General features: G+C 56.4%; 18 protein-coding genes, 3 tRNA genes and 3 rRNA genes. 16 read left to right on the top strand and 8 right to left on the bottom strand.

Going from position 1 to position 25,840, the window contains the following annotated elements; translation table 11 throughout:
• Window positions 1–76 precede the first annotated feature (76 nt).
• The 3 genes from ACLI1M_RS09860 (at window position 77) to ACLI1M_RS09850 (ending at window position 582) form a co-directional block, all read left to right on the top strand.
• A tRNA-Asp gene (locus ACLI1M_RS09860) sits at window positions 77–150 on the top strand.
• Window positions 151–169: 19 nt separating this feature from the next.
• A tRNA-Phe gene (locus ACLI1M_RS09855) sits at window positions 170–242 on the top strand.
• 49 nt (window positions 243–291) lie between these two features.
• Entirely contained in the window at window positions 292–582 is a 291-nt protein-coding gene (locus ACLI1M_RS09850) for a GNAT family N-acetyltransferase (protein WP_023019851.1), read from the top strand.
• Between the two features lie 40 nt (window positions 583–622).
• Here the strand turns inward: ACLI1M_RS09850 and epsC are convergent, their stop codons facing one another.
• The gene (gene epsC / locus ACLI1M_RS09845) at window positions 623–1,186 is read right to left on the bottom strand and encodes a serine O-acetyltransferase EpsC (RefSeq protein WP_034655513.1); all 564 of its coding nucleotides are present in this window, start codon (window positions 1,184–1,186) and stop codon (window positions 623–625) included.
• A gap of 70 nt (window positions 1,187–1,256) precedes the next feature.
• Window positions 1,257–2,192, bottom strand: a complete 936-nt coding sequence (cysK, locus tag ACLI1M_RS09840) for a cysteine synthase A (protein WP_023019849.1) — start codon at window positions 2,190–2,192, stop codon at window positions 1,257–1,259.
• Between the two features lie 265 nt (window positions 2,193–2,457).
• Between cysK and ramA the strand changes: the two genes are divergently transcribed.
• The 8 genes from ramA (at window position 2,458) to ACLI1M_RS09800 (ending at window position 15,527) form a co-directional block, all read left to right on the top strand.
• Window positions 2,458–3,297: an acetate metabolism transcriptional regulator RamA gene (ramA, locus tag ACLI1M_RS09835; RefSeq protein WP_005325834.1), complete on the top strand. Its 840-nt coding sequence runs from the start codon at window positions 2,458–2,460 to the stop codon at window positions 3,295–3,297.
• 21 nt (window positions 3,298–3,318) lie between these two features.
• Complete coding sequence (gene murA / locus ACLI1M_RS09830; RefSeq protein ID WP_411706548.1) at window positions 3,319–4,587, top strand: UDP-N-acetylglucosamine 1-carboxyvinyltransferase; 1,269 nt, start codon at window positions 3,319–3,321, stop codon at window positions 4,585–4,587.
• 603 nt (window positions 4,588–5,190) lie between these two features.
• Window positions 5,191–6,708: ribosomal RNA gene (locus ACLI1M_RS09825) — 16S ribosomal RNA — on the top strand.
• A 468-nt stretch (window positions 6,709–7,176) separates the two neighbouring features.
• Window positions 7,177–10,242 (top strand): 23S ribosomal RNA (locus ACLI1M_RS09820).
• 137 nt (window positions 10,243–10,379) lie between these two features.
• Window positions 10,380–10,497 (top strand): 5S ribosomal RNA (rrf, locus tag ACLI1M_RS09815).
• The 16S, 23S and 5S rRNA genes sit together here, the layout of an rRNA operon.
• 365 nt (window positions 10,498–10,862) lie before the next feature.
• A complete protein-coding gene (locus tag ACLI1M_RS09810) occupies window positions 10,863–11,885 on the top strand; it encodes an HNH endonuclease signature motif containing protein (protein ID WP_411706547.1) in 1,023 nt (340 codons plus the stop codon).
• 369 nt (window positions 11,886–12,254) lie between these two features.
• On the top strand, window positions 12,255–12,983 hold the full coding sequence (locus ACLI1M_RS09805) for an ABC transporter ATP-binding protein (RefSeq protein WP_200288678.1): 729 nt from the start codon (window positions 12,255–12,257) through the stop codon (window positions 12,981–12,983).
• Window positions 12,984–15,527 (top strand): ABC transporter permease, encoded by a 2,544-nt coding sequence (locus tag ACLI1M_RS09800; RefSeq protein WP_316360573.1) that lies wholly within the window; start codon window positions 12,984–12,986, stop codon window positions 15,525–15,527.
• Between the two features lie 54 nt (window positions 15,528–15,581).
• Here ACLI1M_RS09800 and ACLI1M_RS09795 read toward each other — a convergent pair whose 3' ends face one another.
• From ACLI1M_RS09795 to ACLI1M_RS09775, 5 genes are all read right to left on the bottom strand, one after another.
• Window positions 15,582–17,891: a bifunctional lysylphosphatidylglycerol flippase/synthetase MprF gene (locus ACLI1M_RS09795; RefSeq protein WP_411706546.1), complete on the bottom strand. Its 2,310-nt coding sequence runs from the start codon at window positions 17,889–17,891 to the stop codon at window positions 15,582–15,584.
• The gene (locus ACLI1M_RS09790) at window positions 17,878–19,080 is read right to left on the bottom strand and encodes an alpha/beta hydrolase (RefSeq protein WP_411706545.1); all 1,203 of its coding nucleotides are present in this window, start codon (window positions 19,078–19,080) and stop codon (window positions 17,878–17,880) included. The genes ACLI1M_RS09795 and ACLI1M_RS09790 overlap by 14 nt, the downstream gene beginning before the upstream one ends.
• Before the next feature lie 61 nt (window positions 19,081–19,141).
• Entirely contained in the window at window positions 19,142–19,501 is a 360-nt protein-coding gene (locus tag ACLI1M_RS09785; RefSeq protein WP_239204891.1) for a fluoride efflux transporter FluC, read from the bottom strand.
• Window positions 19,498–19,800 (bottom strand): fluoride efflux transporter family protein, encoded by a 303-nt coding sequence (locus tag ACLI1M_RS09780; protein WP_239207958.1) that lies wholly within the window; start codon window positions 19,798–19,800, stop codon window positions 19,498–19,500. The genes ACLI1M_RS09785 and ACLI1M_RS09780 overlap by 4 nt, the downstream gene beginning before the upstream one ends.
• Before the next feature lie 10 nt (window positions 19,801–19,810).
• Window positions 19,811–21,232: an alanine/glycine:cation symporter family protein gene (locus ACLI1M_RS09775; RefSeq protein WP_248099384.1), complete on the bottom strand. Its 1,422-nt coding sequence runs from the start codon at window positions 21,230–21,232 to the stop codon at window positions 19,811–19,813.
• A gap of 133 nt (window positions 21,233–21,365) precedes the next feature.
• Here ACLI1M_RS09775 and pgm point away from each other — a divergent pair, with 133 nt between their 5' ends.
• The 4 genes from pgm to ACLI1M_RS09755 all read left to right on the top strand — a co-directional run bounded on the left by pgm (window position 21,366) and on the right by ACLI1M_RS09755 (window position 24,398).
• The gene (gene pgm, locus ACLI1M_RS09770; RefSeq protein ID WP_248099387.1) at window positions 21,366–22,982 is read left to right on the top strand and encodes a phosphoglucomutase (alpha-D-glucose-1,6-bisphosphate-dependent); all 1,617 of its coding nucleotides are present in this window, start codon (window positions 21,366–21,368) and stop codon (window positions 22,980–22,982) included.
• A 16-nt stretch (window positions 22,983–22,998) separates the two neighbouring features.
• On the top strand, window positions 22,999–23,463 hold the full coding sequence (locus tag ACLI1M_RS09765) for a MauE/DoxX family redox-associated membrane protein (protein ID WP_023020842.1): 465 nt from the start codon (window positions 22,999–23,001) through the stop codon (window positions 23,461–23,463).
• 54 nt (window positions 23,464–23,517) lie between these two features.
• A complete protein-coding gene (locus ACLI1M_RS09760; protein WP_248099389.1) occupies window positions 23,518–24,249 on the top strand; it encodes a DsbA family protein in 732 nt (243 codons plus the stop codon).
• A 76-nt stretch (window positions 24,250–24,325) separates the two neighbouring features.
• A tRNA-Ala gene (locus ACLI1M_RS09755) sits at window positions 24,326–24,398 on the top strand.
• Between the two features lie 53 nt (window positions 24,399–24,451).
• Here ACLI1M_RS09755 and ACLI1M_RS09750 read toward each other — a convergent pair.
• The gene (locus tag ACLI1M_RS09750) at window positions 24,452–25,360 is read right to left on the bottom strand and encodes an NAD(P)/FAD-dependent oxidoreductase (protein WP_248099391.1); all 909 of its coding nucleotides are present in this window, start codon (window positions 25,358–25,360) and stop codon (window positions 24,452–24,454) included.
• 78 nt (window positions 25,361–25,438) lie between these two features.
• On the opposite strand from ACLI1M_RS09750, the gene ACLI1M_RS09745 reads away from it, so the two are divergent.
• The gene (locus tag ACLI1M_RS09745) at window positions 25,439–25,813 is read left to right on the top strand and encodes a DUF805 domain-containing protein (protein ID WP_239204903.1); all 375 of its coding nucleotides are present in this window, start codon (window positions 25,439–25,441) and stop codon (window positions 25,811–25,813) included.
• Window positions 25,814–25,840: the final 27 nt, after the last annotated feature.

The raw sequence follows: 25,840 nt of genomic DNA, 5'->3' as shown, positions 1-25,840 counted from the left end.
ACGTGCTGATTTGGTGAGTGTTGGGAGTCTTCTGTAAAGTAACTATCCGTGCCAGAGAGCACACATAATTTAAAATGGCCTTGTGGCGCAGTTGGTTAGCGCGCCGCCCTGTCACGGCGGAGGTCGCGGGTTCAAGTCCCGTCAAGGTCGCGGAAACCTTCGGGTTTCTGGCCAGATAGCTCAGTCGGTAGAGCACACGCCTGAAAAGTGTGGGGTCGCCAGTTCGATCCTGGCTCTGGCCACAATAATGGCTCCTCTTAAGAGGGGCCATTTTTGCTTTAGTATAGGTGCATGGAACACGCTATTGCACACCAGACCGATAAATCCCGTTACGTCCTCACCGTGGACGGTACTGAGGCGGGTGCTTGCTACTACGTAGACGCGGGCGATACCCGCGAGTTCAACCACACGGTCATCAAGGATGCTTTTCGCGGCCAAGGACTGTCTGCGCCGTTGATTAAGGCTGCGCTTGATGATGCCCGGGGCGTCGGCAAGCAAGTCATCGCTTCCTGCTCCGCCGTGGCGCACTTTATAGAAAAGAATCCCGAATACCGCGACCTGCTACGCCCAGAAGGCATATAAAAAGCGGCCCACAAGTGCCTGTGGGCCGCTGGGAGAGAATTTAGATGTAGTAGTCGGGGTCGACCAGTTTGATGCGCTCATTTGGATTGCGTGGGCGGTTCTTGGCCGGGATGCCCACCGCGATATGTTCGGCGGGCACGTCCTTCGTCACTACGGCATTGGCGCCAATGGCCGATCCCTCACCGATCGTGATGGGGCCGAGTACCTTAGCGCCTGCGCCGATGACTACATTGTCCTCGATGGTGGGGTGGCGCTTAGTCTGAGTGAGTACCTGGCCACCGAGGGTGACACCGTGGTAAAGCATGACGCCATCGCCAATCTCGGCGGTTTCACCGATGACGATGCCCATGCCGTGGTCAATAAAGAAGCGGCGACCGATAGTGGCGCCCGGGTGGATTTCCACGCCGGTAAAGAAGCGGTTAATTTGCGCTAATATGCGCGCGGGCCCGCGTAGGCCGCGCTTCCACATCCAGTGCGAAATGCGATGAGACCACACCGCGTGGAGGCCGGAGTACACTATTGCATTTTCGACGTCGCCGCGAGCGGCTGGATCGTGATCTCTTGCATTCGCTAAGTCTTCACGGATGTAGCTCATAATGTTCATGCTCACATAGTACTGGCATAAAAAAGGCACCCGCCAAGGTTGGCGGGTGCTTTTATTCATTCGAAGTGATTTAAGCCTCGCGGATGTCCTCGAAGAGGATGGTGGAGACGTAGCGCTCACCGAAGTCCGGCAGGACAACCACGATGGTCTTGCCCTCGAACTCTGGGCGCTCTGCCAGCTTCAAAGCTGCAGAGACGTTAGCGCCGGCGGAGATGCCCACCAGTAGGCCTTCCTGGGTGGCCAGGTCACGGGAGGCCTTGATGGACTCTTCGGTGGTGGCGGTAAAGACTTCGTCGAGAAGCTCGCGGTCAAGTACCTCAGGAACGAAGTTGGCGCCGATGCCCTGGATCTTGTGCGGGCCAGCGTGGCCTTCAGATAGGACAGGGGAGTCGGACGGCTCGACGGCGGCCAAGTGCAGGTCCGGATTCTTGGACTTGAGGAAGCGACCCACACCGGTAACGGTGCCGCCGGTGCCTACACCAGCAACGAAGGCATCAACCTTGCCCTCGGCGTCTTCCCAGATCTCCGGGCCGGTGGTCTCCTCGTGCATCTTCGGGTTTGCCTCGTTGGCGAACTGTGCAGCCAGGATAGCGTTGTCGTTCTCGGCGACGATTTCATTCGCCTTGTCGACGGCGCCCTGCATGCCCGCCGCGCCTGGGGTCAGTACAATCTCTGCGCCATAGGCGCGCAGCAGCACCTTGCGCTCGTTGGACATGGTCTCCGGCATGGTCAAGATGACCTTGTAGCCCAAAGTGGCGCCGGCCAGAGCTAGGGCAATGCCGGTATTGCCGGACGTGGCTTCCACGATGGTGCCGCCCGGCTTGAGCTGACCAGACTTCTCAGCGGCCTCAACGATGGCCTTGCCGATGCGGTCTTTCACGGAGTTAGCGGGGTTAAAAGATTCAACCTTGGCAAGCACGGTTGCACCCTTGCCCTCGGTAAGACGGTTTAGGCGGACCAGCGGGGTGCCGCCGATGGTTTCCATAATGTTGTTGTAGACAGCCATTGTATTGACTCCTTTGGGAATCGGATTTGGATTCAAATCGTGTACAACGCAAGGGTACACTACACAAGTAGACCGGTCAGTATATAAATTCTAGACCGGGCATTCGGGCATTCCATGTGGGATTACAACACCGGATAAGCCAGGGGCGATTTCGAATTACCCCCACATGCTGTCTATACTTCCACTCAGTTGCCCGCTGGCCCCCAAATTCCCGGGGGGAAGACGGGTACACCTGCTTGGTTACCCCCGACGAGGAAAGAGTCTCATGGAGTCGCATCGCCTCAAAGATGATGAAGAATCCGTACGCGCGGCGTTATCGTCCCTGAAAACCGCTACAGGTATTCCGGTGACGATGTATGCCACGCTGCTGCCAGACAATCGCTTGCAGATTACGCAGTGGGTGGGCCTACGTACCCCAGCGCTGCAGAATCTGATCATTGACTCAGGCGTTGGTGTGGGTGGGCGAGTGGTGAGCACTCGCCGCGCGGTAGGCGTCTCCGATTACACCCGTGCTACTACCATTTCGCACGAGAATGATCGCGTAATCCAAGACGAGGGCCTGCACTCCATCGTGGCTGTGCCCGTTACGGTCCAGCGCGAAATCCGCGGCGTCCTCTACGTGGGAGTGCATTCACCAGTTCGCCTGGGCGACAAGGTCATTGAAGAAGTGACGATGACCGCGCGCACTCTTGAGCAGGACCTAGCTGTAAATTCCGCGATGCGCCGCGCCGATGGGTCTAAAGGCGGAGCCGCCCGCGGCCACGTTATGAACGGTGCTGAGTGGGAACAGGTACGCTCCACCCACTCCAAGCTGCGCATGCTGGCTAACCGCGTGGAAGACGAGGAGCTGCGCAAGGAACTGGAGACGCTATGTGACCAGATGGTTTCTCCGGTGCGCGTGAAGCAATCCACCAAGCTCTCCGCCCGCGAGCTCGACGTTCTCTCTTGTGTGGCCCTGGGTCACACCAACGTGGAAGCGGCTGAGGAAATGGGAATCGGCGCAGAAACCGTGAAGTCTTATCTGCGCTCGGTAATGCGTAAACTCGGTGCGCACACCCGCTACGAGGCGGTCAATGCCGCCCGTCGCATCGGCGCGTTGCCTTAAGAACCGGTAGCGTAGGCAGTTGTGAAAGATCAGTTTATTGTTTCCGGCGGTGCCCGCTTAGAGGGCACCGTCAAAGTAGATGGCGCAAAAAATAGCGTCTTAAAGCTCATGGCCGCATCCTTGCTGGCGGAGGGTACTACGACGCTGACCAACTGCCCAGAAATTCTGGACGTCCCCCTCATGAAAAAGGTTCTCGAGGGGCTCGGCTGCGAGGTAGTAATCGAGGGCTCTGAAGTCCGGATTACTACTCCCGCGCAGCCCCAATCTAATGCGGATTTTGATGCGGTCCGCCAGTTCCGTGCTTCCGTTTGCGTGCTCGGGCCCCTGACCTCCCGCTGTGGTCACGCCAAGGTAGCGCTGCCCGGTGGTGACGCGATTGGTTCCCGTCCGCTCGATATGCACCAGACGGGCTTGGAAAAGCTGGGCGCGACCACCCGTATTGAGCACGGTGCCGTCGTGGCAGAAGCCACCCACCTACGTGGTGCGAATATTCGCCTTGATTTCCCGTCAGTGGGTGCAACCGAAAACATCCTCACCGCCGCGGTTCTCGCTGAGGGGGAAACCGTTCTGCATAATGCGGCCCGTGAGCCCGAAATCGTCGATCTGTGCACCATGCTTAAGTCCATGGGTGCCGATATCGAAGGTGAAGGAAGCTCGGTGGTGACTATCCGGGGCGTCGATAAGCTGCAGCCCACCCAGCACGAGGTTATCGGTGACCGCATCGTGGCAGGTACATGGGCATATGCCGCCGCCATGACTCAGGGGGACATCACGGTGGGCGGTATCTCGCCGCGCCACCTGCACCTGCCACTAGAAAAGCTGAAGTCCGCCGGCGTCGAACTGGAAACCTATGAGAACGGCTTCCGCGTACGCATGGATCAGCGCCCGCAAGCGGTGGACTACCAGACCCTGCCATTTCCAGGGTTCCCTACTGATTTGCAGCCTATGGCCATTGGCATCTCCGCCATTGCGGACGGAACGACGGTCATTACAGAGAATGTCTTTGAATCCCGCTTCCGCTTTGTAGATGAAATGCTGCGCCTGGGTGCCGACGCCCAGGTTGACGGACACCATGTAGTAGTCCGTGGCAAAGAGCGGCTGTCTTCTACTCACGTATGGAGCTCCGATATCCGCGCAGGTGCGGGCTTGGTGCTTTCTGCGTTGTGTGCGGATGAGACCACTACGGTTCACGATGTTTTCCATATCGACCGCGGATATCCCAACTTCGTAGAAAACCTGCAGCGCCTCGGCGCCACAATTGAAAGAACTCATGAAGAAGAGCTCTTTTAACGACGCCCCCGGCACACCGTTTTCCGTGATGTGCTGGGGATTTGTCATTGTGGGAGGGGTTGGACTACATTAATCCAAGTCGCCGGGAAGTAGCCGGGAGGTTACTTGATGGTGACATTTTGTACGGACTTGGTTCGATGATTTGATTTTGTTCTTTGAGTTGAGTAGGTTTGTACGGGCTGCCGATGAGAGGTTAACGGGAAGTTAATTTTCTGTTGGTTGGTGGTGATGTTTGAGAACTCAATAGTGTGCCAATGTACTTTTTATTTTTTGTGTGCATGGTTGTGTGTTGATTGGTTTGTCTGCCAGCAGGCTTAGTGGTTTGTTGGTTGGTGTGTGCCGGTTGGGTATGTGGAACACGTACCTTTTTGAATGCTGTTTGGTGTTTCGGCTGCATTGAGATGGATTGGTTGGCATGTGATTGTGTTTACCTTTTTGGTTTCCTCTTTTTGACCCCGTCGGGTTGAGGGGACTGTTTATTTTTTCTTTGTAGTAATTTTTTGGACGCCAGCATGAGCTGCATTTTGTGTGGTTTGTGGTGGTTTGTTCTTTTGTTGGGTTTCGGGCTTTTCACGGCCTGTTTCGGATTTGTTCTGAAATTTTTTTGTGGAGAGTTTGATCCTGGCTCAGGACGAACGCTGGCGGCGTGCTTAACACATGCAAGTCGAACGGAAAGGCCCTGCTTGCAGGGTACTCGAGTGGCGAACGGGTGAGTAACACGTGGGTGATCTGCCCTGCACTTCGGGATAAGCCTGGGAAACTGGGTCTAATACCGGATAGGAGCCATTTTTAGTGTGATGGTTGGAAAGTTTTTTCGGTGTAGGATGAGCTCGCGGCCTATCAGCTTGTTGGTGGGGTAATGGCCTACCAAGGCGGCGACGGGTAGCCGGCCTGAGAGGGTGGACGGCCACATTGGGACTGAGATACGGCCCAGACTCCTACGGGAGGCAGCAGTGGGGAATATTGCACAATGGGCGCAAGCCTGATGCAGCGACGCCGCGTGGGGGATGACGGCCTTCGGGTTGTAAACTCCTTTCGCTAGGGACGAAGCTTTTTGTGACGGTACCTAGATAAGAAGCACCGGCTAACTACGTGCCAGCAGCCGCGGTAATACGTAGGGTGCGAGCGTTGTCCGGAATTACTGGGCGTAAAGGGCTCGTAGGTGGTTTGTCGCGTCGTCTGTGAAATTCCGGGGCTTAACTCCGGGCGTGCAGGCGATACGGGCATAACTTGAGTACTGTAGGGGTAACTGGAATTCCTGGTGTAGCGGTGAAATGCGCAGATATCAGGAGGAACACCGATGGCGAAGGCAGGTTACTGGGCAGTTACTGACGCTGAGGAGCGAAAGCATGGGTAGCGAACAGGATTAGATACCCTGGTAGTCCATGCCGTAAACGGTGGGCGCTAGGTGTGAGGGTCTTTTCACGACTTTCGTGCCGTAGCTAACGCATTAAGCGCCCCGCCTGGGGAGTACGGCCGCAAGGCTAAAACTCAAAGGAATTGACGGGGGCCCGCACAAGCGGCGGAGCATGTGGATTAATTCGATGCAACGCGAAGAACCTTACCTGGGCTTGACATACACCGGATCGGGCTAGAGATAGTCTTTCCCTTTGTGGCTGGTGTACAGGTGGTGCATGGTTGTCGTCAGCTCGTGTCGTGAGATGTTGGGTTAAGTCCCGCAACGAGCGCAACCCTTGTCTTATGTTGCCAGCATTTGGTTGGGGACTCATGAGAGACTGCCGGGGTCAACTCGGAGGAAGGTGGGGATGACGTCAAATCATCATGCCCCTTATGTCCAGGGCTTCACACATGCTACAATGGTCGGTACAACGCGCAGCGACACTGTGAGGTGGAGCGAATCGCTGAAAGCCGGCCTTAGTTCGGATTGGGGTCTGCAACTCGACCCCATGAAGTCGGAGTCGCTAGTAATCGCAGATCAGCAACGCTGCGGTGAATACGTTCCCGGGCCTTGTACACACCGCCCGTCACGTCATGAAAGTTGGTAACACCCGAAGCCGGTGGCCCAAACTTGTTAGGGAGCCGTCGAAGGTGGGATCGGCGATTGGGACGAAGTCGTAACAAGGTACCCGTACCGGAAGGTGCGGGTGGATCACCTCCTTTCTAAGGAGCTTTATTATTCGGGCACAGTTGTGCCTTGTCCTGCCACTTTGTGGTGGGTGTTGGTTGAGTGTGCGAGTGTCATGCTGCCAACGTTGTTTGTTTGAAAATTTCCGGGTGGAAGATACACCTTTAAGACAAAGACCGAGTGTTTGAATGGCGCTTTGTGACACACAGTGTCGTGCACAGTTTGAAAAAAGTATTTGTTTGTATGTTGGTGCATTGTTGGGTGTCTGGGGCATTATCCCCTTTTTTGGTGCCTGACCATTTTGCTGGTGTGCATGGTTTGTGTGTGCTGGTTTGTGGTTGGGGTGTTGTGTGAGAACTGTATAGTGGACGCGAGCATTAAACACGTATGACGTGCTGCGCTTTGTGTGGTGTGTTGTGTGTGTTTGTGTGATTTCTTTTTTGTGTTTATTTTGTCAAGTTCACTTGTGTGGCCGCCCGCGCTTTTTGTGTGTGGTGGTTTGTGTGTTCGTTATTAAGGGCGCATGGTGGATGCCTTGGCATGCTGAGCCGATGAAGGACGTGAAAGGCTGCGTTAAGCCTCGGGGAGTTGTCAATTAAGCGTTGATCCGAGGATGTCCGAATGGGGAAACCTGGCCCTGGTTATGTGGGGTTACCCTTCAGTGAATTCATAGCTGTTGTGGGGGTTTACGCGGGGAAGTGAAACATCTCAGTACCCGTAGGAGAAGAAAATAATAATGATTCTGCTAGTAGTGGCGAACGAACGTGGATGAGGCTAAACCGTGTGCATGTGATACCTGGTAGGGGTTGTGTGTGCGGTGTTGTGGGCCCTGATGTGCGGTGACTACCATTGCCGCGCCCTCGCATTGTTGTTAGGTGAAGTGGTTTGGAATGGCCTGCCGGAGTAGGTGAGAGTCCTGTAGCTGAAGATGATGATGTGTGGGTTGTTGGGTTGCCCGAGTAGCAGCGGGCTCGTGGAATCTGCTGTGAATCTGCCGGGACCACCCGGTAAGCCTAAATACTCAGTGTGACCGATAGTGTATGAGTACCGTGAGGGAATGGTGAAAAGTACCCCGGGAGGGGAGTGAAATAGTTCCTGAAACCATGTGCTTACAATCCGTCAGAGCACCGTGTGTGTGATGGCGTGCCTTTTGAAGAATGAGCCTGCGAGTCAGCGGCATGTCGCGAGGTTAACCCGTGTGGGGTAGCCGTAGGGAAACCGAATCCTAATGGGGTGCAAAGTGGCATGTCCTGGACCCGAAGCGGGGTGATCTACCCATGGCCAGTGTGAAGCAGCTGTAAGAGGTTGTGGAGGCGCGAACCCACGTAGGTTGAAAACTGCGGGGATGAGCTGTGGGTAGGGGTGAAAGGCCAATCAAACTCCGTGATAGCTGGTTCTCCCCGAAATGCATTTAGGTGCAGCGTCGTATTATAGCTTGGTGGAGGTAGAGCGACTGGTTGGTTGAGCGGGACTACAATCTTAGCAATGTCAGCCAAACTCCGAATGCCACTAATTGTGTTGTACGGCAGTGAGACTGTGGGGGATAAGCTTCATAGTCGAGAGGGAAACAGCCCAGATCGCCGGTTAAGGCCCCTAAGGGTGTACTAAGTGGAAAAGGATGTGGGATCGCGAAGACAGCCAGGAGGTTGGCTTAGAAGCAGCCATCCTTGAAAGAGTGCGTAATAGCTCACTGGTCGAGTGGTTCTGCGCCGACAATGTAGTGGGGCTCAAGTACACCGCCGAAGCCGCGGCAACAATTTTTTGTTGGGTAGGGGAGCGTCGTGCATGGGTTGAAGCGTTACCGTAAGGAGGCGTGGACTGTGTGCGAGTGAGAATGCAGGCATGAGTAACGAATTGATAGGTGAGAATCCTATCCGCCGGATGACTAAGGGTTCCTGGGTCAAGTTCGTCTTCCCAGGGTGAGTCGGGACCTAAGGCGAGGCCGACAGGCGTAGTCGATGGATAACCAGTTGATATTCTGGTACCCGTACATGCGCGCCCATGATAAAGCACTGATACTAACCACCGCGGATGCATTGCTGGTCTTCTTTGAAGTCTGGTGGTGTTGATGTCGTGGGGCCTGATGTGTGGTTCAAGTGATGGGGTGACGCAGTGAGGTAGCCACGCCACTTATTGGATTGGTGGTGTAAGCGTGCAGACCGTGTGGTAGGTAAATCCGCCGCACATTTTGGTTGAGGCGTGATGCGTAGACCCATTGGGGTTGATGGTGGTGATCCTGTACTGTCGAGAAAAGCCTCTAGCGATGTGTGTGTATGGCCCGTACCCTAAACCGACACAGGTGGTCAGGTTGAAAATACTAAGGCGTTCGGGTGAACTGTGGTTAAGGAATTCGGCAAAATGCCCCCGTAACTTCGGGAGAAGGGGGGCCCTACGATGTGAGCACTCTTGCGGTGTTAAGCGTTGTGGGGTCGCAGAGAATAGAGGGAAGCGACTGTTTATCAAAAACACAGGTCCATGCGAAGACGTTAAGTTGATGTATATGGACTGACGCCTGCCCGGTGCTGGAAGGTTAAGAGGACCGGTTAGTCAACGTTGTTGGCGAAGCTGAGAATTTAAGCCCCAGTAAACGGCGGTGGTAACTATAACCATCCTAAGGTAGCGAAATTCCTTGTCGGGTAAGTTCCGACCTGCACGAATGGCGTAACGACTTCTCTGCTGTCTCAACCACAGGCCCGGTGAAATTGCACTACGAGTAAAGATGCTCGTTACGCGCGGCAGGACGAAAAGACCCCGGGACCTTCACTATAGCTTGGTATTGGTGTTTGGTTCGGTTTGTGTAGGATAGGTGGGAGACTTGGAAGCTATCACGCTAGTGGTGGTGGAGTCGTTGTTGAAATACCACTCTGATCGGATTGAGCATCTAACCTTGGCCCATGATCTGGGTTGGGGACAGTGCCTGGTGGGTAGTTTAACTGGGGCGGTTGCCTCCCAAAATGTAACGGAGGCGCCCAAAGGTTCCCTCAGCCTGGTTGGCAATCAGGTGGTGAGTGTAAGTGCACAAGGGAGCTTGACTGTGAGACAGACATGTCGAGCAGGGACGAAAGTCGGGACTAGTGATCCGGCACCTACTTGTGGATGTGGTGTCGCTCAACGGATAAAAGGTACCCCGGGGATAACAGGCTGATCTTCCCCAAGAGTCCATATCGACGGGATGGTTTGGCACCTCGATGTCGGCTCGTCGCATCCTGGGGCTGGAGTAGGTCCCAAGGGTTGGGCTGTTCGCCCATTAAAGCGGCACGCGAGCTGGGTTCAGAACGTCGTGAGACAGTTCGGTCTCTATCCGCCGCGCGCGTTGAAACTTGAAGAAAGCTGTCCCTAGTACGAGAGGACCGGGACGGACGTACCTCTAGTGTGCCAGTTATCCCGCCAGGGGTATCGCTGGTTGGCTACGTACGGAAGGGATAACCGCTGAAAGCATCTAAGCGGGAAGCCTGTTTTAAGATGAGGTTTCGTTAAGGTCCCCTAAAGACGATAGGGTAGATAGGCCAGACCTGGACGCACTGTAAGGTGTGAAGGCTACTGGTACTAATTGACCACAACAAACACCAACACACACTATGTGTGCTGGCAAAACAACAAAAACAAGAAACAACAAATTTGTCACTGTCGTGACCGCGTCCACTATGCAGTATCTGACACAACACCCGAACACCCATTAAAAAGAGGGTAGATGTTCTGAAGGTTTGTCGGTGGTCAATAGCTGCAGGGAAACGCCCGGTCCCATTCCGAACCCGGAAGCTAAGCCTGCACACGCTGATGGTACTGCAACCGGGAGGTTGTGGGAGAGTAAGTCACCGCCGACACCAAACAACAAACACAACAAAATACAACAAAGAAGAGGACGGTATACCACCGCCCTCTTCTTTTCTGCGTTTAGCGGTAGTAAACGTCGTCACGCGACGGTACTTCGCTACATACGTTCATTGACTTAAGACCTCGTCGAACTGCAAAAACCTGCCGGGGAAGTAGTAGGCAACGAACTCTAAACCTTTGCTTTTACCCCCGCTGGCGGGTGTGGCGCGACTCTGGGGATCCCTGCGGTTTTAGGCCACCCTATTCGAACACAAACACCCCCACTAAGGCCACTTGTCCGGCACTCGGGATACTATAAACGCAGCCGTTAGAAAACACATACGAACCCTGTCATCTCTGCTGGAGTGCCCCATCCATGACTGCCACACTTTCCCCACCCGAACCTGATATTGCCCTCGACTACCCACACACCCTCCTCATCACCGACCAGTCCGACTCTGATCACCTGGTCGATGGTGATGTGCCGGAAGCGTTTTACACCACCAATGCACCCGGAAACCACATCGGTAAAGCCGGCACCTATACCCGTAAAACCTCCTGGTTTCTTTTCCGCGCCATCCTCCCCCAACTAGCCGAGGATGTTGACCTAAGCCTCACCAGCCTCGCCAAAGACCTTGGTATTTCCTACTCCAAACTCCTAGGCTTCCTGCGCGCCCACTTCCGCATGCGCCAACTACCCCTGGTCACCGAAGTCCAAGGCCATCACTGGATCCTAGACCTGACCAAACTACGCATCATCGACCGCGAACTCAACCGGCTTGAAGCTAACCCAGAGCATCTTGAAGCCATCGACGCCGCACTCGCAGACTTCCTCACCCCCACCACACCGAACCAAACAGTGCCCACCGACGCAGACCTACGCCGCTTTATCCGCACCTTCATCGACACTCACCTGCGTCCCGAAGACAAAGAAGAACAACCCCAACCCACACTCCGCATCAACTACAATCCGGATAACACCACCACACTATCGCTTACCTGCGATAGTGCCACCGCCACGATTATCGCCCGCCACATCGACGCCTACACCAATAAAGCTCACACCACCGCTGCACAAGGCCTCATCGACCTCATCCTGGAAGATACCCACACTAGCGTTGCGATCAACACGTTCACCACCAACGACAAGGCCAACCTCGTCTTTCACCCCGGTGCCGGATGGATAAACCTCGACCATGCCCCCACAGACAACACATTCATACGCCGACTCTTAGCCGACGAGGTAGACTCCTACACCCCCAGCACCGACATCCGCGCCTTCACCCAAGGACGCGACGCCACGTGCCGCTGGCCCGGCTGCACCGTCCCCGCCACCAAATGCCAACTCGACCACCGCATCGAATACCACCAAGGCGGGCCCACCAGTCCCGAAATTTAGTAAATCTCTGCCAGCATCACCACAACATCAAAACCGACCGCAGAATCCACTACATCCTCGACCCCATCACCGGCACCATCGCCTGGCTCTACCGAGACGGCACCTACCAACTAGACCACGCCACCGGACCACTCGCCACACACCAAGCCCACTGGAACCACACCTGGGCACAATACCTCGCACTACAACAAAAGAGAACACAGAGAAGGGAGGGCTAGCGGAGTAGACCGGAGCCTGCGGTGTGTGATCAGGAGAACGGTCGTGCCGGCTTCTCGCATGCCGTTTTCCTCCTCAGGGATGATGTTGGCCGGAGACGACGGTCGCTAGACTTAAATAGGTAATTTCCCATTTACAAGGAGAATTTGTTTCATGACTGATGCTGCGGCTCGCGCCGTTGACTTGTTCAAGCAATACGGAAGCGATGACACAGCCGTTGTGGCCCTGGATCATGTTTCCATTGAGTTCGGCAAGAACGAATTCACTGCGATCATGGGCCCATCGGGCTCCGGTAAGTCGACGCTAATGCACACTATGGCTGGTTTGGATTCCGCGACTTCCGGTTCGGCGTTTATCGGCGATACCGATATGTCGGCGCTCAACGACAAGGACATTACGGCGCTGCGCCGTGATCGGCTGGGCTTTATTTTCCAGTCCTTTAACCTTGTTCCTACGCTGACTGCCGCGGAAAACATCACGTTGCCGACCGACATTGCGGGTAAGGACGTCGATAAGCAGTGGTTCGAAGAGGTAACTCGCCGTCTAGGCTTGGCAGAGCGCTTGGAGCACCGACCGGCTGAGCTATCAGGCGGTCAGCAGCAGCGCGTGGCCTGTGCCCGCGCGCTGGTTTCCCGTCCGGAAATTATCTTCGGCGATGAGCCAACCGGCAACCTGGACTCCAATTCTTCGGCCGAGGTGCTCGATATTTTGCGCACGGCAGTGGACAAGGATGACCAAACCGTGGTCATCGTGACGCACGATGCGAAGGCAGCGTCGTACGCGGACCGAGTGGTTTTCCTTGCTGACGGCAAGCTTGTCAACGAGTTGCACAATCCGACGATGGAGGCCATTCACCAGGTAATGGCGGAGATTGAGGGCTAAATGGCACGCGGAAATGCAATGCGCAGGGTGTCCCTGCGCAATATCGTGGCGCATAAGTTGCGCCTTGGGCTGACAATTCTCGCGGTGGTCTTGGGCACAGCGTTTATTGCCGGCTCGTTTATGTTCACCAATTCGCTGAAGTCTACTTTTGACTCCGCCGTGGATAATGAATTTCGTGGCGTGGATGCGGTGGTGAGCCAGAAGGACGACAATGGCGCGAAGCTGGATGAAAAGCTTCGCCAGAAGTTGGCCGATGATGAAGATGTCAAGAACATCAATATTGCGGATTCGGAGACTGTCGTCGCAGCCAATGAGAACTCGGAGGCCTATCAGACTCAGGGCGGTACGGCCAGCGTTGTCCCGTTTTATCCAGAGGATAAGGTCGTTGGCGGTGCCGATAAGCTAAAGGAGGGCGAGGAGCCGAGCGGTAAGGACGAAGTCCTTGTCAATTCCTCCGCGGCGGATAAATACGGAATCTCCGTGGGACAAAAGCTCATTGTGGTTCACCCCGATGAGCAGGATACGGTTACCGTTTCTGGTATCTCGGAGCCCGCCGTCGACCAGGGCGATAGCATCGTGCTGAGCATGGCCGAGAAGGACTACCTGGAGCGCTACGGCGATCCGAGCCAGCTCAAGGTTTCTGCGGCCGAAGGCGTGGATGCGAACGCCTTGGTGGATCACCTAAATGACAAATATGACGTCAAGGCGGAGTCGGGCGAGCGCCTGGCGGAGGAAACCTCTGAGATGATGTCCTCCGCCTTGAAGTTCATTAACTACTTCCTCATTGCGTTCGGCCTGATTGCACTGCTGGTGGGCACGTTTATCATCGCTAATACCTTCTCTATGATTGTCGCGCAGCGCACCAAGGAATTCGCTCTCCTGCGCGCGCTGGGCGCTTCCCGCCGCCAGATTACGAACTCGGTGGTGGTGGAATCTGCCATCGTGGGACTTCTGGGTTCCATTGTCGGCGTTGTTGCCGGCATGGGCTTGGTGGCCATCATTAAGGCAGTAATGAGCGCGAAAGGAATGCCGTTCGACGGTGGCTTGGGCCTGAGCGTTTCGGCCATCGTGGTCCCGATTATTTTGGGCACCATCGTGACGGTCGTGTCCGCGTGGGCCCCGGCACGGCGCGCAGGTCGCGTGCAACCGGTTGAAGCGATGCGCACCACCGAGTCTGCTTCTGCGTCTTCCCTGAAGGTCCGCACAATTTTCGGTGCCATTATTTTGCTGGTTGGCATTGTTGCGGCGTTGGCAGGCGTGCTTTCCGACGGCGAGACGAACGTCCGCGCCGTCCTCGTCGGTGTGGGCGCGTTCGGGATCATTGTCGGATTCTTCTTGGCTGGCCCAGCCCTGTCGCTCCCTTTGGTGCCGACGGTAGGCAAGGTAATCGGTGCGCCTTTCGGTGCTATCGGTTCTTTGGCGGCGACGAACTCGCGTCGCAATCCACGCCGCACGGCTGCTACTGCATTTGCCCTGACCCTAGGCGTGGCCTTGGTGACGGCTATTGGCATGCTTGGCGCGACGATGAAGTCCTCCGTGGCCGATACCGTGGAGCAGAACATCACCTCCGATTACCTCCTTTCTGGCCCTAGCTCCGGTGAATTCCCAACACCGAAGGACACTGGTAAGCGTGCGGCTGAGGCTGAGGGCGTAGATAAGGCCATCACCATCGGTATGGCTCCGGTGACCGTTGATGGTCAGGCATCGATGGATTATGGTCCGCAATTCCAGCAGACCACGACTGCGGATGGAGATCCGTCGTCGATGATTGCGCTCGATATGGTCGAGGGCGATGCCAACTTGGATAAGGGATTCATTGCTACCGAAGACTTTGCCAAGGAACACGGCTGGAAGGTAGGAGAGACCTATAAGGTAGCTTCTGCGGAAAAGGACAAGAAGGCCGAGGCCAAATTGGTCGGCATCTTTAAGTCCACCGATGTGGTGCAGAATATGGTGCTCTCGCAGGAGGTAGCTGAAAAGGTTGCACCGGAGAAGTCCTTTACCGTCCAGATGGTGGGCGTCTTGGGTCAAGAAGGCTATGACAAGGAAGAACTGCGCCATAACCTGGAGGATGCGGTCAAGGATCTGGTTGTGGTTCAGGTCAATTCCGGTGAGGAGTATGCGGGCCAAGCTGCAGGCTTTATTGACCAGATGCTCTCCATCCTTTATGGTCTGCTCGCCCTTGCCGTCATTATTGCGGTGTTGGGCATTGTCAATACCTTGACCTTGGGTGTAATCGAGCGCCGCCAGGAGATCGGTATGTTGCGGGCCGTGGGCACGCAACGCCGCCAGATCCGCACGATGATTACCCTGGAGTCCGTGCAGATCGCGCTCTTTGGCGCGGTGATGGGCATCCTCATTGGGCTCGGCTTGGGCTGGTCCTTCATCAAGATCCTCGGCGATGAGGGACTAGACTCTGCGCAGATTCCGTGGGCGATGGTGCTCATTATGCTTGTGGGCTCGGCCCTCGTCGGCATTATCGCGGCAGTATGGCCGTCGCACCGCGCGGCGAAGACGCCGCCATTGGAAGCAATCGCCGACTAGCTGCCTAGTCTAAGGCCTCCCCTCAACGTGTGATGAGGGGAGGCCTTAATGCTTTTACGCGGCCATCCATGCCTTGACTGCCGATACCGCATCCTTGGTCTTCATATCGGGCAGGTAGGCGTGCATGGTGGCCAGCGCGATGGAAGGAAGCTTCAATTCATCGTGATAGCACAGGTACCACGGGTGCTCCTCGGGTTGGAATTTGCGCTTGCTGGCCGCGAGGGTGCGGAAGCCGTAGAGCGGTTCGACTTCTTCCCCAATGCGATTGAGGGCGACGTCGAGCCAGTTAGGCTCGTCAGGCTGTCCAGCCAATGGCGCACCGGACAAGGAGATCCAGGCAAGGCCTTCGGACTGGGCAATGAGCATTGCCTCTGAGATGAGGAGCTCAATTACTCCCTTAAAGCCGTGCTCGTTGCGGCGCATGACGTCGAGAACGTAGCCGGTAATAGCACCGTTTTCGTATACCGGCATCCAACTGGTCACACCGTGCAAAGTGCCGTCGGCAGATTCAGCAAGCAAAAGCCGGGTGCCGGTCACCGTCATTTCTTCTAAGCCGCCGAGGGTAAAGCCCATCTCGGGTAGGGCCTTGTCGGAAACCCAGTCCTCGCTGAGTGCGCTAATGCGGGCGATAGAGGCTATATCTAGCTCCTCCCACGTGGTCCACCGAGTACTAACTCCTTCCTTCTCGGCTTTGTTTCGGGCCGTGCGCACATTTTGGAATTTCTTTCCTTTGAATTCCACGGATTCGCAGTTGAGGACTGCTTCTTCTGCAACTTGAAGGCGCTTGAGCTGCGGGTGAGCATCCGCGAACTGCGCATTGACGGAATACCACGCCACGGCCCAGCCTTGCTCGGCGGCAAAGCGCTCGAATTCGGCGCTGATATCGTGGCCGACGGGGGCGCCCAGCGTGAGCGCGATGCCATTGGAGACACGGTAGGCCACATAGGAGTCACCGTGGAAGAAATACCGGTTGGATTTCCACAGCGTCATAAAGGAAAGATGATCGCCGGTGCCGGATTCGAGCAGGCGGCGGGCCGAGTCGCGGTCGGATTCTTGTGCAGGATCAACGGGCCGAGAAAAGCCAAGGTAGAGCCGGACTGCCAGCAGGATCCAGAAGGCGTTTCCAACCCATAGGTAGATGAACCAGGAAAACATCGTTGCCGGTGCGACGTGGTGGGGAAGGATAAGCGCAACGACGGCCGGAACGAAGCGCAAGGGAGTCTCTGCGAGGATGTCGGCAAGATTTGCTGGGGGAACGGTGTTGTGCAACGAGGCCGTAAGGATCCACAAGCCCGCGCCGAGGGCAGAGGCAAGGATAGCGAAGACAATAGTGCGGGTGAAATATGCGCGGTTTTCGCGGATCCGGAAGAGCGAATAATTGATAAGCAGCATGAACAGCGCCAAGAGCCAGGGCAGGATGACGAGCACGAGGTTGGGCAGGAGGTAGCTCAGGCGGGAATCATCCCAAAGCTGGTAGGTCAGCAACGCGATGGCCAGTACTTGGGTGATAACCGCCATCCACCAAGCGAGCACGCGGCCCCGCATGAGACCAAAGCACACCACCAGCTGGATGATAAACGGCATGATATTGGCTACCAAGGCGCCGATGCCTTGGGCACGGGCGAGATCGACTGCGGCGGTGCAACTGGTAGAAGTTAGCGAATCTGCGCAGACTTGAGTGGCCTCCAGAGCCGAAAGGTGTGGTGCCCACAGGAGCTGTGTGATTTGGGAGAACGGACCTTCGGCCATGGGGTCGAGTGCCACGAAGGCGGGGCCAATGGCTACGCAGGCGATACCGACGGCGAGGAGCACGCGACGCTCCCTGATGGAAGGCGGCGCGGATTCGGGTTTAAAGAGCAATTGGCCAGCCGTAATAGAAAGCGTGGCGGCGACGATGCCGAGAACATCTGACATGGTGCCGGAATAGAGCACAAAGGTGGCGGTAAGCACGATAAGCGAAACGCGCAGTCGCCGGCGCCATAGGCGAGGGAGTAAAGCGGAAGCAAATCCAGCAGCACCGGCGATAAAGCCGATAGGGGTGAGGAAGGTATCGCTCAATAAGTCATTGCCCCATCGGTTTAGGCCTACGGTCTCAATGCCGCGGGCGAGCACGATGGACAGCGGGACGCTGATGAGCTGGGAGACAACTCCTACCGCCAATGTGCGCAATGAACCTAAGCGCCATTCAGCGGGAACGAGCCAGAGCACGATGAGCACGGACAAGATAATGGCGCCGCCGGGGTGCGCGGTAGTCAGCGCCAGCCAGTGGGAGGTGGGGAAGTCCACTAGGTGAAGCGCCCACATAATGACTAAGACGGCTAGGGAAACGGGAAATCTGGTCAGGATGGTTTTAAGAACGGACATCGTGGGCTCCAATTCCATCGAAGGGATCCTTGATAGCGGTCATTCCACCGCGGCTAGCGGCCCAAGCGAAGGATTCGCGCAGGGCTGGGCGCCACACCTGGAAGGAGTGGCCGCCGGGCCGGGTGCCAAAGTAGGTTTTCATGCCGGCGGCGCGGGCGGCATCGGAAAGCGAGCGCAAAGCATTGACCGAAGCAGTGTCCTTATCGCCAGCGATGAAGATGGCCTGGGTGGAGAAGTGCTTGTGGGCGAGCAGGTGGGCGGGGTCTTGGTCATTGAAGGCGGATTCGTCCCCGGCGAAGAATTTCTTCACCGTCGCCGCGTGGTTGCCAATGGTGGGCTCAGCCTCGCCGGAAATGTCGATGATGGAACCATAGGCTTCGGGGCGGTTGGTGGCGATCTGTAGGGAGCAGGTGCCGCCGTAGCTTAATCCGCCCACCGTCCAGGTGCGCTGATCCGGGTTGACTTTGAATTTTTGTTTAATGGCCTGTGGTACGTCCTGGCTGAGGTAGGTCATTACCTTAGCCTGGGAGCTATCGGCGCAAATAGGGTTGGCGGTTTCAGAGCCGGTGGCGTCCACGGCTATGACGATGGGGCTGCGGCCCCCGTTAGCCGCCTGGAATTGGTCTGCAGTTTCGGCCGCCTCGCCCGAACCGAACCACTGATCTGGGCCGCCCGGGTTGCCGTGCAGGAGCACGATGACAGGCAAGGCGTGGTCCGTCCAGTATGCCGGCGGAATATACGCCGTGGCTTGCCGAGCGGCGAAATGGGAGGTGGTGCCGGGAAGATCCACATGGACGATGGCTGCACCAGACTTGGTGTGGGAAAACTCTTCGTAGCTCATTTCCTTTGCCACAGGGCGCGGGTCAAGGGACGCAATATCTGGATAGGTTTGATATTCCATGTTGACGATGCCGACCGTGGCCAAAAGGGAAAAGATTCCGGCGGTGACCGTGACAATCTTGGGCTTGCGTATCAGCGCCGCCACGGGGACGAAGGCGGCGAGGAAGATGTACCACGGTACTTGCCAGTGACGGAGTAGGAACCAAGCAATGATGCACAGCAGGGCGGCGATGACCAGTGGCCACACCTTGCGCTGGAGGAGAATGATGATGGCCGCAATCGCGAGGATGGCGTAAAAGATCACGCCATTGATGGGATCCGCCAAAGGCAGATTCAAAAGGAAACTCACGCGAAAAATATTAGGCCTGAGCGGGCCAAAAGTAACTGCTAGTTAGCTGGGAGTTTACCCCTTAAATCCCGTGATAAATGCGGGCCGCCCAGATGGTGCCGCGCCAAGCTAATACGATGCCGAGCCCGATGGTCCAGAAGAGATACTTGCTAAGCCGCCACCATTGCCTGCGTTTGATCATTTCTCCTAGTTCCTTGGCCAGCGTGGACCAGGTGGACAGGCCACCTGCAAGGCCGAGGGCGAGGAAGGGGTGGATGAGGGGGACGTCGGCAAGCTGGGCGAAACCATAAGCCAGGCCGAGGGCGAGGGAACCCAAAATATTCGCCACGAAGGTGCAATAGGGGGCGGGCAAAAGTCGGGTAAAGCTATAGCGCAGGCTGCCGCCTATGAAGCCGCCGAGAAGGACGCAAAGAAGATTCATCGCAGCTTGTCACCCGCCAGGTAGCCGCCCACGCAGCCAACGATGGTGGCTAGAACATAAGCCAGAGCGATGGTCCAGTGCGCCTCGGAGGTCAGGAAAGCGAAGGTAGCGAAGCTAGTGAAACCGCCCAGCACGCCCGTGCCCCAGAATGGGCTGGGGCGGAAATAACCCATGAGCGCGCTGCCGAGAATATTGATGATAAGCAGCGGGATCATCCCGCCGCCGAGCGCTGCGGAGAGTAGGTATCTAGCAGCCGCGCCGAGCGCGGCGCCAGCACCCACGACGAGGAATTGAGGCATGCGGCCTATGTTACTTCCAGTCCATTCCCTGGGACTCTACGAACGCGCGTACCTCATCTACCGGTTTAGTGAGTTTGGGATCAAAGGCTAGGTACGCCTTAGTCTCGCGTGCCACGAGGCCGGAAAGGAGGAGTAGCCCAACGAGGTTCGGGATGGCGATGAGACCATTGGCCAGATCGGAGAAGGTCCAGGCAAGCTCGAGCTCCGAGACGGAACCGACAAAAAGCAGGCAGGCAAAGAACATGCGGTAGGGGATGGAAGCTTTGCGGCCGCACAGGGATTCCAAAGAACGCTCGCCATAATAAGCCCAGGCCATGATGGTGGAAAAGGCGAAGAAAATAATGGAGAGCGAAACGATGGTGCCGCCCCAGTCTCCGGGCAGTACACGAGAGAAGGCCTCAGCCGTCATGATTCCGGCTTCGTCGCGGCCCATGTCCCAGGTGCCACCCACCACAATGACCAAGCCGGTAATGGTGACCACAATGATGGTGTCAATGAAGGTTTGCGTCATGGAGACTAGCCCCTGGCGCGCCGGGTGCGGGGTTTTGGCGGCCGCCGCGGCGATGGCGGCGGAGCCCATGCCGGACTCATTGGAGAAGATGCCGCGGGCGACGCCGTATTGAATAGCCATCATGAAGGTAGAACCCACGAAGCCGCCACCGGCGGCCGTTCCGGTGAAGGCATCGCTGAAAATCATGGCGAAGGCGGCGGGGATCTCGCTAGCGTGCGAGAAAATCACGTACAGCCCGCCAAGAACATAAACGATGATCATTAAAGGCACGAAGGCCGCGGTGATGCGGCCGATGGCCTGGATGCCACCGAGGAGTACGGAGCCTACCAAGACGAACAGGATTGCACCGGTGGCCGCTGGGGCGATGCCGAAAGTGGACTCCATATTGGTGGCCACGGCATTGGCTTGGGCGAGGTTGCCAATGCCAAAAGAGGCACAGATTGCAAAGATGGCAAAGAAGACAGCTAGCACGGAGCCGAGCGGTCCGGGGATACCGCGCTTGAGATATTGCTGGGGGCCGCCGGACATCTCGCCCTTGGAATCGGTGGTGCGAAAACGCACTCCGAGGTACGCCTCGGTGTATTTGGAGGCCATGCCCACTAGGCCCGTAATCCAGATCCATACCAGCGCGCCGGGGCCACCAATAGACAGCGCGGTGGCCACACCCACGATATTTCCCACGCCTACGGTGGCGGCAAGGGCGGTGGTCAGCGCCTGATAATTGGAAATATCTCCTTCGGTGGACTCATCATCAGAGTCTGTGGCAAAGACGTGGCGCGTCGCACGCCCTAGCGTCCGGAACTGGAGGCCACCCAAACGGATTGTCAGCCACAGGCCCGTGCCCAACAGGAGTGGAATGAGGATGAATGGTCCCCAGACCACGGTGCTGATGGCGGAGAGAATGGAATTAAGCGAGTCCATTCTGCAAATCTAGCGAACTATAGAAATGGAGTAAATTTGGCCATACCCCCAGCCGGGGGATTATCCGTCCTGCGCAATCACTGGGGAGAAGGCAAGCTATAGCTATACGGACCCCAACCCCAAGGAGTACGCCATGGCCCACGAGCGCGCCGGCACGCTTGCACAACCATCGGACCTCATTGACATCGCAGAATTGGTCACCGCCTACTACACCCGCACCCCGGATGCGGAGAACCCAGACCAGCAGGTCTCCTTTGGTACCTCTGGGCATCGCGGTTCCGCACTCGACTGCGCTTTCAATGAGGCCCATATCCTGGCGATCACCCAAGCCATTGTGGACTATCGCGCAGAGCAAGGCGTTACCGGGGCAATTTTTATCGGCCGCGATACCCATGCGCTATCCGAGCCCGCCATGGTCTCCGCCCTCGAGGTGCTGCTGGCCAATGAGCTGGAGGTTCGCGTCGACGATCGCGGCCGCTATACCCCGACTCCGGCGGTATCCCACGCGATTTTGACCCACCCCGGTACCGACGGCATTGTGATTACTCCTTCGCATAACCCTCCGCGCGATGGTGGTTTCAAGTACAACCCGCCAACCGGCGGCCCGGCCGATGCGCAGGCAACCGATTGGATTGCAGGGCGCGCCAACGACTACTTGCGCGCCGGGCTGGAGGGCGTGAAGCGGACGTCTGTCGCGGGCGTGCTGGACGAGCGCTGCATCAAGCATGACTACGTACACAACTACGTGGCTGACCTTAAGAATGTGGTGGATATGCAGGCTATTAAAGATTCCGGCCTGCGCATCGGCGCTGATCCCATGGGTGGTGCCTCGGTGGACTATTGGCAGGCCATTGCGGATTACTACGGGCTGAATATGACCGTGGTCAACCCTGAGGTGGACTCCACGTTCCGCTTTATGACCTTGGATACAGACGGCAAGATCCGCATGGATTGTTCCTCGCCGGCTGCCATGGCCTCGCTTATCGACGCCCGCTCAAGCTTCGACCTTGCCACCGGCAACGACGCCGATGCGGATCGCCATGGCATTGTCACTCCCGATGCGGGCTTGATGAACCCCAATCATTACCTTGCCGTGGCTATTGAGTATCTCTTCAGTCACCGTCCGCAGTGGGGGAATGCCGGTGTGGGCAAGACTTTGGTGTCCTCCTCCATGATTGACCGCGTGGTGAAAAGCTTGGGACGCGAATTGGTGGAGGTTCCCGTCGGCTTCAAGTGGTTTGTGCCGGGATTGGTCGAAGGCACCATTGGTTTCGGTGGCGAAGAATCGGCCGGTGCTTCCTTCCTACGCTTCGATGGCTCCGTATGGTCTACCGATAAGGACGGCATCATTATGGATCTACTTGCCGCGGAGATCACCGCAGTAACGGGCAAGAGCCCGTCCCAGCGCTATGCAGAGCTGGCGGAAAAATTCGGTGCCCCAGCCTATGCCCGTACCGACGCCCCAGCTAACCGCGAGCAAAAGGCCATCCTGAAGAAGCTATCTCCCGAAAAGGTCAGCGCTACGGAGCTGGCAGGGGAGGAGATCGTGGCCAAATTAACTGAGGCTCCCGGCAACGGTGCCGCCATCGGCGGTCTGAAGGTGGCGACTAAGAATGCGTGGTTCGCTGCCCGCCCTTCTGGTACGGAAGATAAGTACAAAATCTATGCGGAGTCTTTCCTGGGTGAGGAGCATCTCAGAAAGGTACAAGCAGAAGCACAGGCAGTTGTTACCCATGTATTAGAGGTTTAACGCTAAACTCATCCTCGTGAGTAGCAAGAATAAAGGGAAGCTGGTGCTCGATATCATCAGCTTCATCGCCCGCTTTGGCATGGCCTGGGTGTGGATTGAAGCCGGCGTGCACAAGCTCGGCAAAACTCTGGACATGACCCAAGCCATCAAAGGCTATGACATTTTTACGCCTGATTGGGCTCTTTACCTAGCAACGGTCATTGGCCCATTAGAAGTTATCGGTGGCGTGCTCTTGCTTCTCGGGCTGTTTTTGCGGAGATCCTCCATCGTGGCAACCATCGTGTTGCTGCTGTTTATGGTGGGCATCGCGCAGGCCTGGGCCCGCGGGCTAGATATTGACTGCGGCTGCTTTGGCTATGACGCCCAAAATCCTGACCGCGGAATGGATTATGCGAAGACGCTGTTGCGCGATGCCGCGTATCTATTCTTCACTGTTTGGACTATTAAACGCCCTTTCACCAAGTTTGCCCTTCACCCCTAATAGGTGGGCAAGGTAGGCTGTATTGGTCCGAGAATTTTCAAAGGCAAGGTTCAAATGAGCAAAGTAACTGACCCGAACGCTAAGGGTGGCAACGGTTTTATCTGGGGAGTCGGTGTACTTCTCGTCATCATTGCCGTTGTTATCGGCTATATCGTGTGGAACGGTAAGCAATCTGATGATGGCGTCGAAGACGTCAATATGACTATGGAGTTCAATGATGGTGCTATCACGTTGAAGGGCGAGAGCGCTACGGACGATACCCCTAAGGTAGATCTGTACGAAGATTACTCTTGCCCGCACTGTGCTGAATTGGCTCAGGCTACCGACGGTGACATGAAGAAGGCTATTGAAGAGGGCAAGCTGATCGTTCATGTGCGCACCCTCAACTTCCTGGATGGCAAGGATATTGAAGGCCAGGAAGGCTACTCCACAAAGGCGGCAGCCGCTATGTCGGAGTTGGCAAAGTCCGGCGACATCAAAACCTATTGGAATTTGCGTGACTTCCTCATGCAAAACCAGCAAAGTGTTGCTAATAAGTGGGGCATCGAAGACATTGCTAACCAAGCCAAGGAGCTTGGCGCCGAAGATGATGTTGTTGAGTCCATGAAGGACGTAGACATCAAGCAGGGCAATAAGGTGGCGAAGACCAACTACGACAAGCTGGATAAAGAAACCGGCTCTGTCTCCTCGCCGCGTATTGTTCAAAATGGCAAGGATGTTCCATCCGAAAAGGACCAAAAGGCCGGCAAGAACCTGGGCGATTGGGTAGAGATCGTCACCCAGTAGCAGGCGATTTGGAGAGTTAAATACCCTCCATGTATATTTAAGCGAGTTGCAGCCCACAAGGTTGCACCTCGTTTGAGGGGCTATGGCGCAGCTGGTAGCGCACCACACTGGCAGTGTGGGGGTCACGGGTTCGAATCCCGTTAGCTCCACAATATAAAGGAGAGGAACATTAGTTCCTCTCCTTTTTATTTGTCTCGGGTGCCTATAGTTTTGCTAAGTCCTCATCAAGCATGCACTGGTCGATAGCAATGCCTACGGCGGCGCCGCTACCCATTGCCTGAGAGACCTGGTCCGGCGAGCTGACTACATTGCCGGCTGCCCATAGTCGCGATATTGAAGTTTGGCCACGTTCTGCACTGACCCAGCCATGGGCCGATTCGCAACCAGCGTCCCGCAATAGTGCATCGTTGGGCAGAAAATCGGGCCCAGTAAAGCATGCTTCGTAGATGTCTACTCCATCGGCGCTGTGTACCTCTACGCCGGTGGACGATGCCTGATCCGGCTGAACTTGTGTCACTTTCGCATCGTTTATCTCTACGCCCAATCCGGCGAGCTGGGTGCGGTCAAGCCCGGTGAGCTCAAGGCCGTTGGGGTAGAAGGTCAGAGCACTCGTCCACTTAGAAAGCAGTTTGCTAATGCGGATAGTAAAAGGCGGATTCGCGCCGCCAATGAGCACAACCTTCTTCCCCTTGACCTCATGGCCGTGGCAATAAGGGCAGTGAAAGATGCGCGTTCCCCATAAATCACTAAGACCAGGGACCTCAGGGAGCTTGTCTGTGAGACCAGTAGCAACGAGGACATGGCGGGATTCTAGAAGCGTGCCATCGGTGAGACTTACTTGCCACGGGGCCTGCTCGGAAGGCCGGGAGAGGCTTTCCACCGTGGCGTGGGTAATGGCGCCGCCGAATTTATTAACCTCCGCGTGGCCGCGTTCGAGCAGCTCGGTGGGAGCCACGCCATCGAGACCGAGGATGCCGTGGGAATATTCGCTGAAGCGATTGCGGGGAGTGCCGGAATCGATAACCTGAACATTCCGGTTAGCGCGGGCCAAAGTGATGGCAGCGGCGGTGCCGGCAAAACCTCCGCCGATGATGATGACGTCTGATTGCATTGCTCATCCTTTATGGGAAGTGGGTAGCATGGTTCGCAGCCGAGTATATGCAGCCAACGTCGAAGGGGCCCGCGCGTTATGACTTACGAATCCACGGGGTTCTTTACACGCGATGCGCTCTACGGGGCGTCTCCTGCACAGGCAGTGGGCAGGTTCTTTATTCGATACTTCAACTTCCTTGGTCGAGCGTCTGTGAGTGAGTTCTGGTGGGTATTTGGCTTTCTAGTGTTGATTTCAGTGCCCATTAACGCCGTCGATCAGCATTATGGCGTGAATATCAAGCCTGTTGTAAAAGGATTTCTTGCTATGCCGGTCGTTTCCTTAATTTTCCGGCGGTTGCACGATTCTGGGAGAACGGGGTTCTTATGCTTGATCGGGTTTATCCCCGTGTTCGGTGGGTTAGCGCTTCTATTCATGATGTGTTTGCCCACGCGGGAGCGCGCGGCGCTTTAAAAATTTCCCTGCCGGATTAGGCTGGGC

Origin of the sequence: Corynebacterium sp. LaCa54, from assembly GCF_046717495.1 — a bacterium.
Taxonomy (GTDB): Bacteria; Actinomycetota; Actinomycetes; order Mycobacteriales; family Mycobacteriaceae; genus Corynebacterium; species Corynebacterium kefirresidentii.
The sequence above is the reverse complement of the archived record's forward strand: the minus strand, read 5'-3'. Positions and strand labels throughout refer to the sequence as shown.

Bases quoted from the DNA above. Each gene is read 5' to 3' on its own strand.
- ACLI1M_RS09850 (WP_023019851.1), top strand. From the start codon at position 292: ATGGAACACGCTATTGCACACCAGACCGATAAATCCCGTTACGTCCTC.
- epsC (WP_034655513.1), bottom strand. From the start codon at position 1,186: ATGAACATTATGAGCTACATCCGTGAAGACTTAGCGAATGCAAGAGAT.
- cysK (WP_023019849.1), bottom strand. From the start codon at position 2,192: ATGGCTGTCTACAACAACATTATGGAAACCATCGGCGGCACCCCGCTG.
- ramA (WP_005325834.1), top strand. From the start codon at position 2,458: ATGGAGTCGCATCGCCTCAAAGATGATGAAGAATCCGTACGCGCGGCG.
- ACLI1M_RS09810 (WP_411706547.1), top strand. From the start codon at position 10,863: ATGACTGCCACACTTTCCCCACCCGAACCTGATATTGCCCTCGACTAC.
- ACLI1M_RS09805 (WP_200288678.1), top strand. From the start codon at position 12,255: ATGACTGATGCTGCGGCTCGCGCCGTTGACTTGTTCAAGCAATACGGA.
- ACLI1M_RS09800 (WP_316360573.1), top strand. From the start codon at position 12,984: ATGGCACGCGGAAATGCAATGCGCAGGGTGTCCCTGCGCAATATCGTG.
- ACLI1M_RS09795 (WP_411706546.1), bottom strand. From the start codon at position 17,891: ATGTCCGTTCTTAAAACCATCCTGACCAGATTTCCCGTTTCCCTAGCC.
- ACLI1M_RS09785 (WP_239204891.1), bottom strand. From the start codon at position 19,501: ATGAATCTTCTTTGCGTCCTTCTCGGCGGCTTCATAGGCGGCAGCCTG.
- ACLI1M_RS09780 (WP_239207958.1), bottom strand. From the start codon at position 19,800: ATGCCTCAATTCCTCGTCGTGGGTGCTGGCGCCGCGCTCGGCGCGGCT.
- ACLI1M_RS09775 (WP_248099384.1), bottom strand. From the start codon at position 21,232: ATGGACTCGCTTAATTCCATTCTCTCCGCCATCAGCACCGTGGTCTGG.
- pgm (WP_248099387.1), top strand. From the start codon at position 21,366: ATGGCCCACGAGCGCGCCGGCACGCTTGCACAACCATCGGACCTCATT.
- ACLI1M_RS09760 (WP_248099389.1), top strand. From the start codon at position 23,518: ATGAGCAAAGTAACTGACCCGAACGCTAAGGGTGGCAACGGTTTTATC.
- ACLI1M_RS09750 (WP_248099391.1), bottom strand. From the start codon at position 25,360: ATGCAATCAGACGTCATCATCATCGGCGGAGGTTTTGCCGGCACCGCC.
- ACLI1M_RS09745 (WP_239204903.1), top strand. From the start codon at position 25,439: ATGACTTACGAATCCACGGGGTTCTTTACACGCGATGCGCTCTACGGG.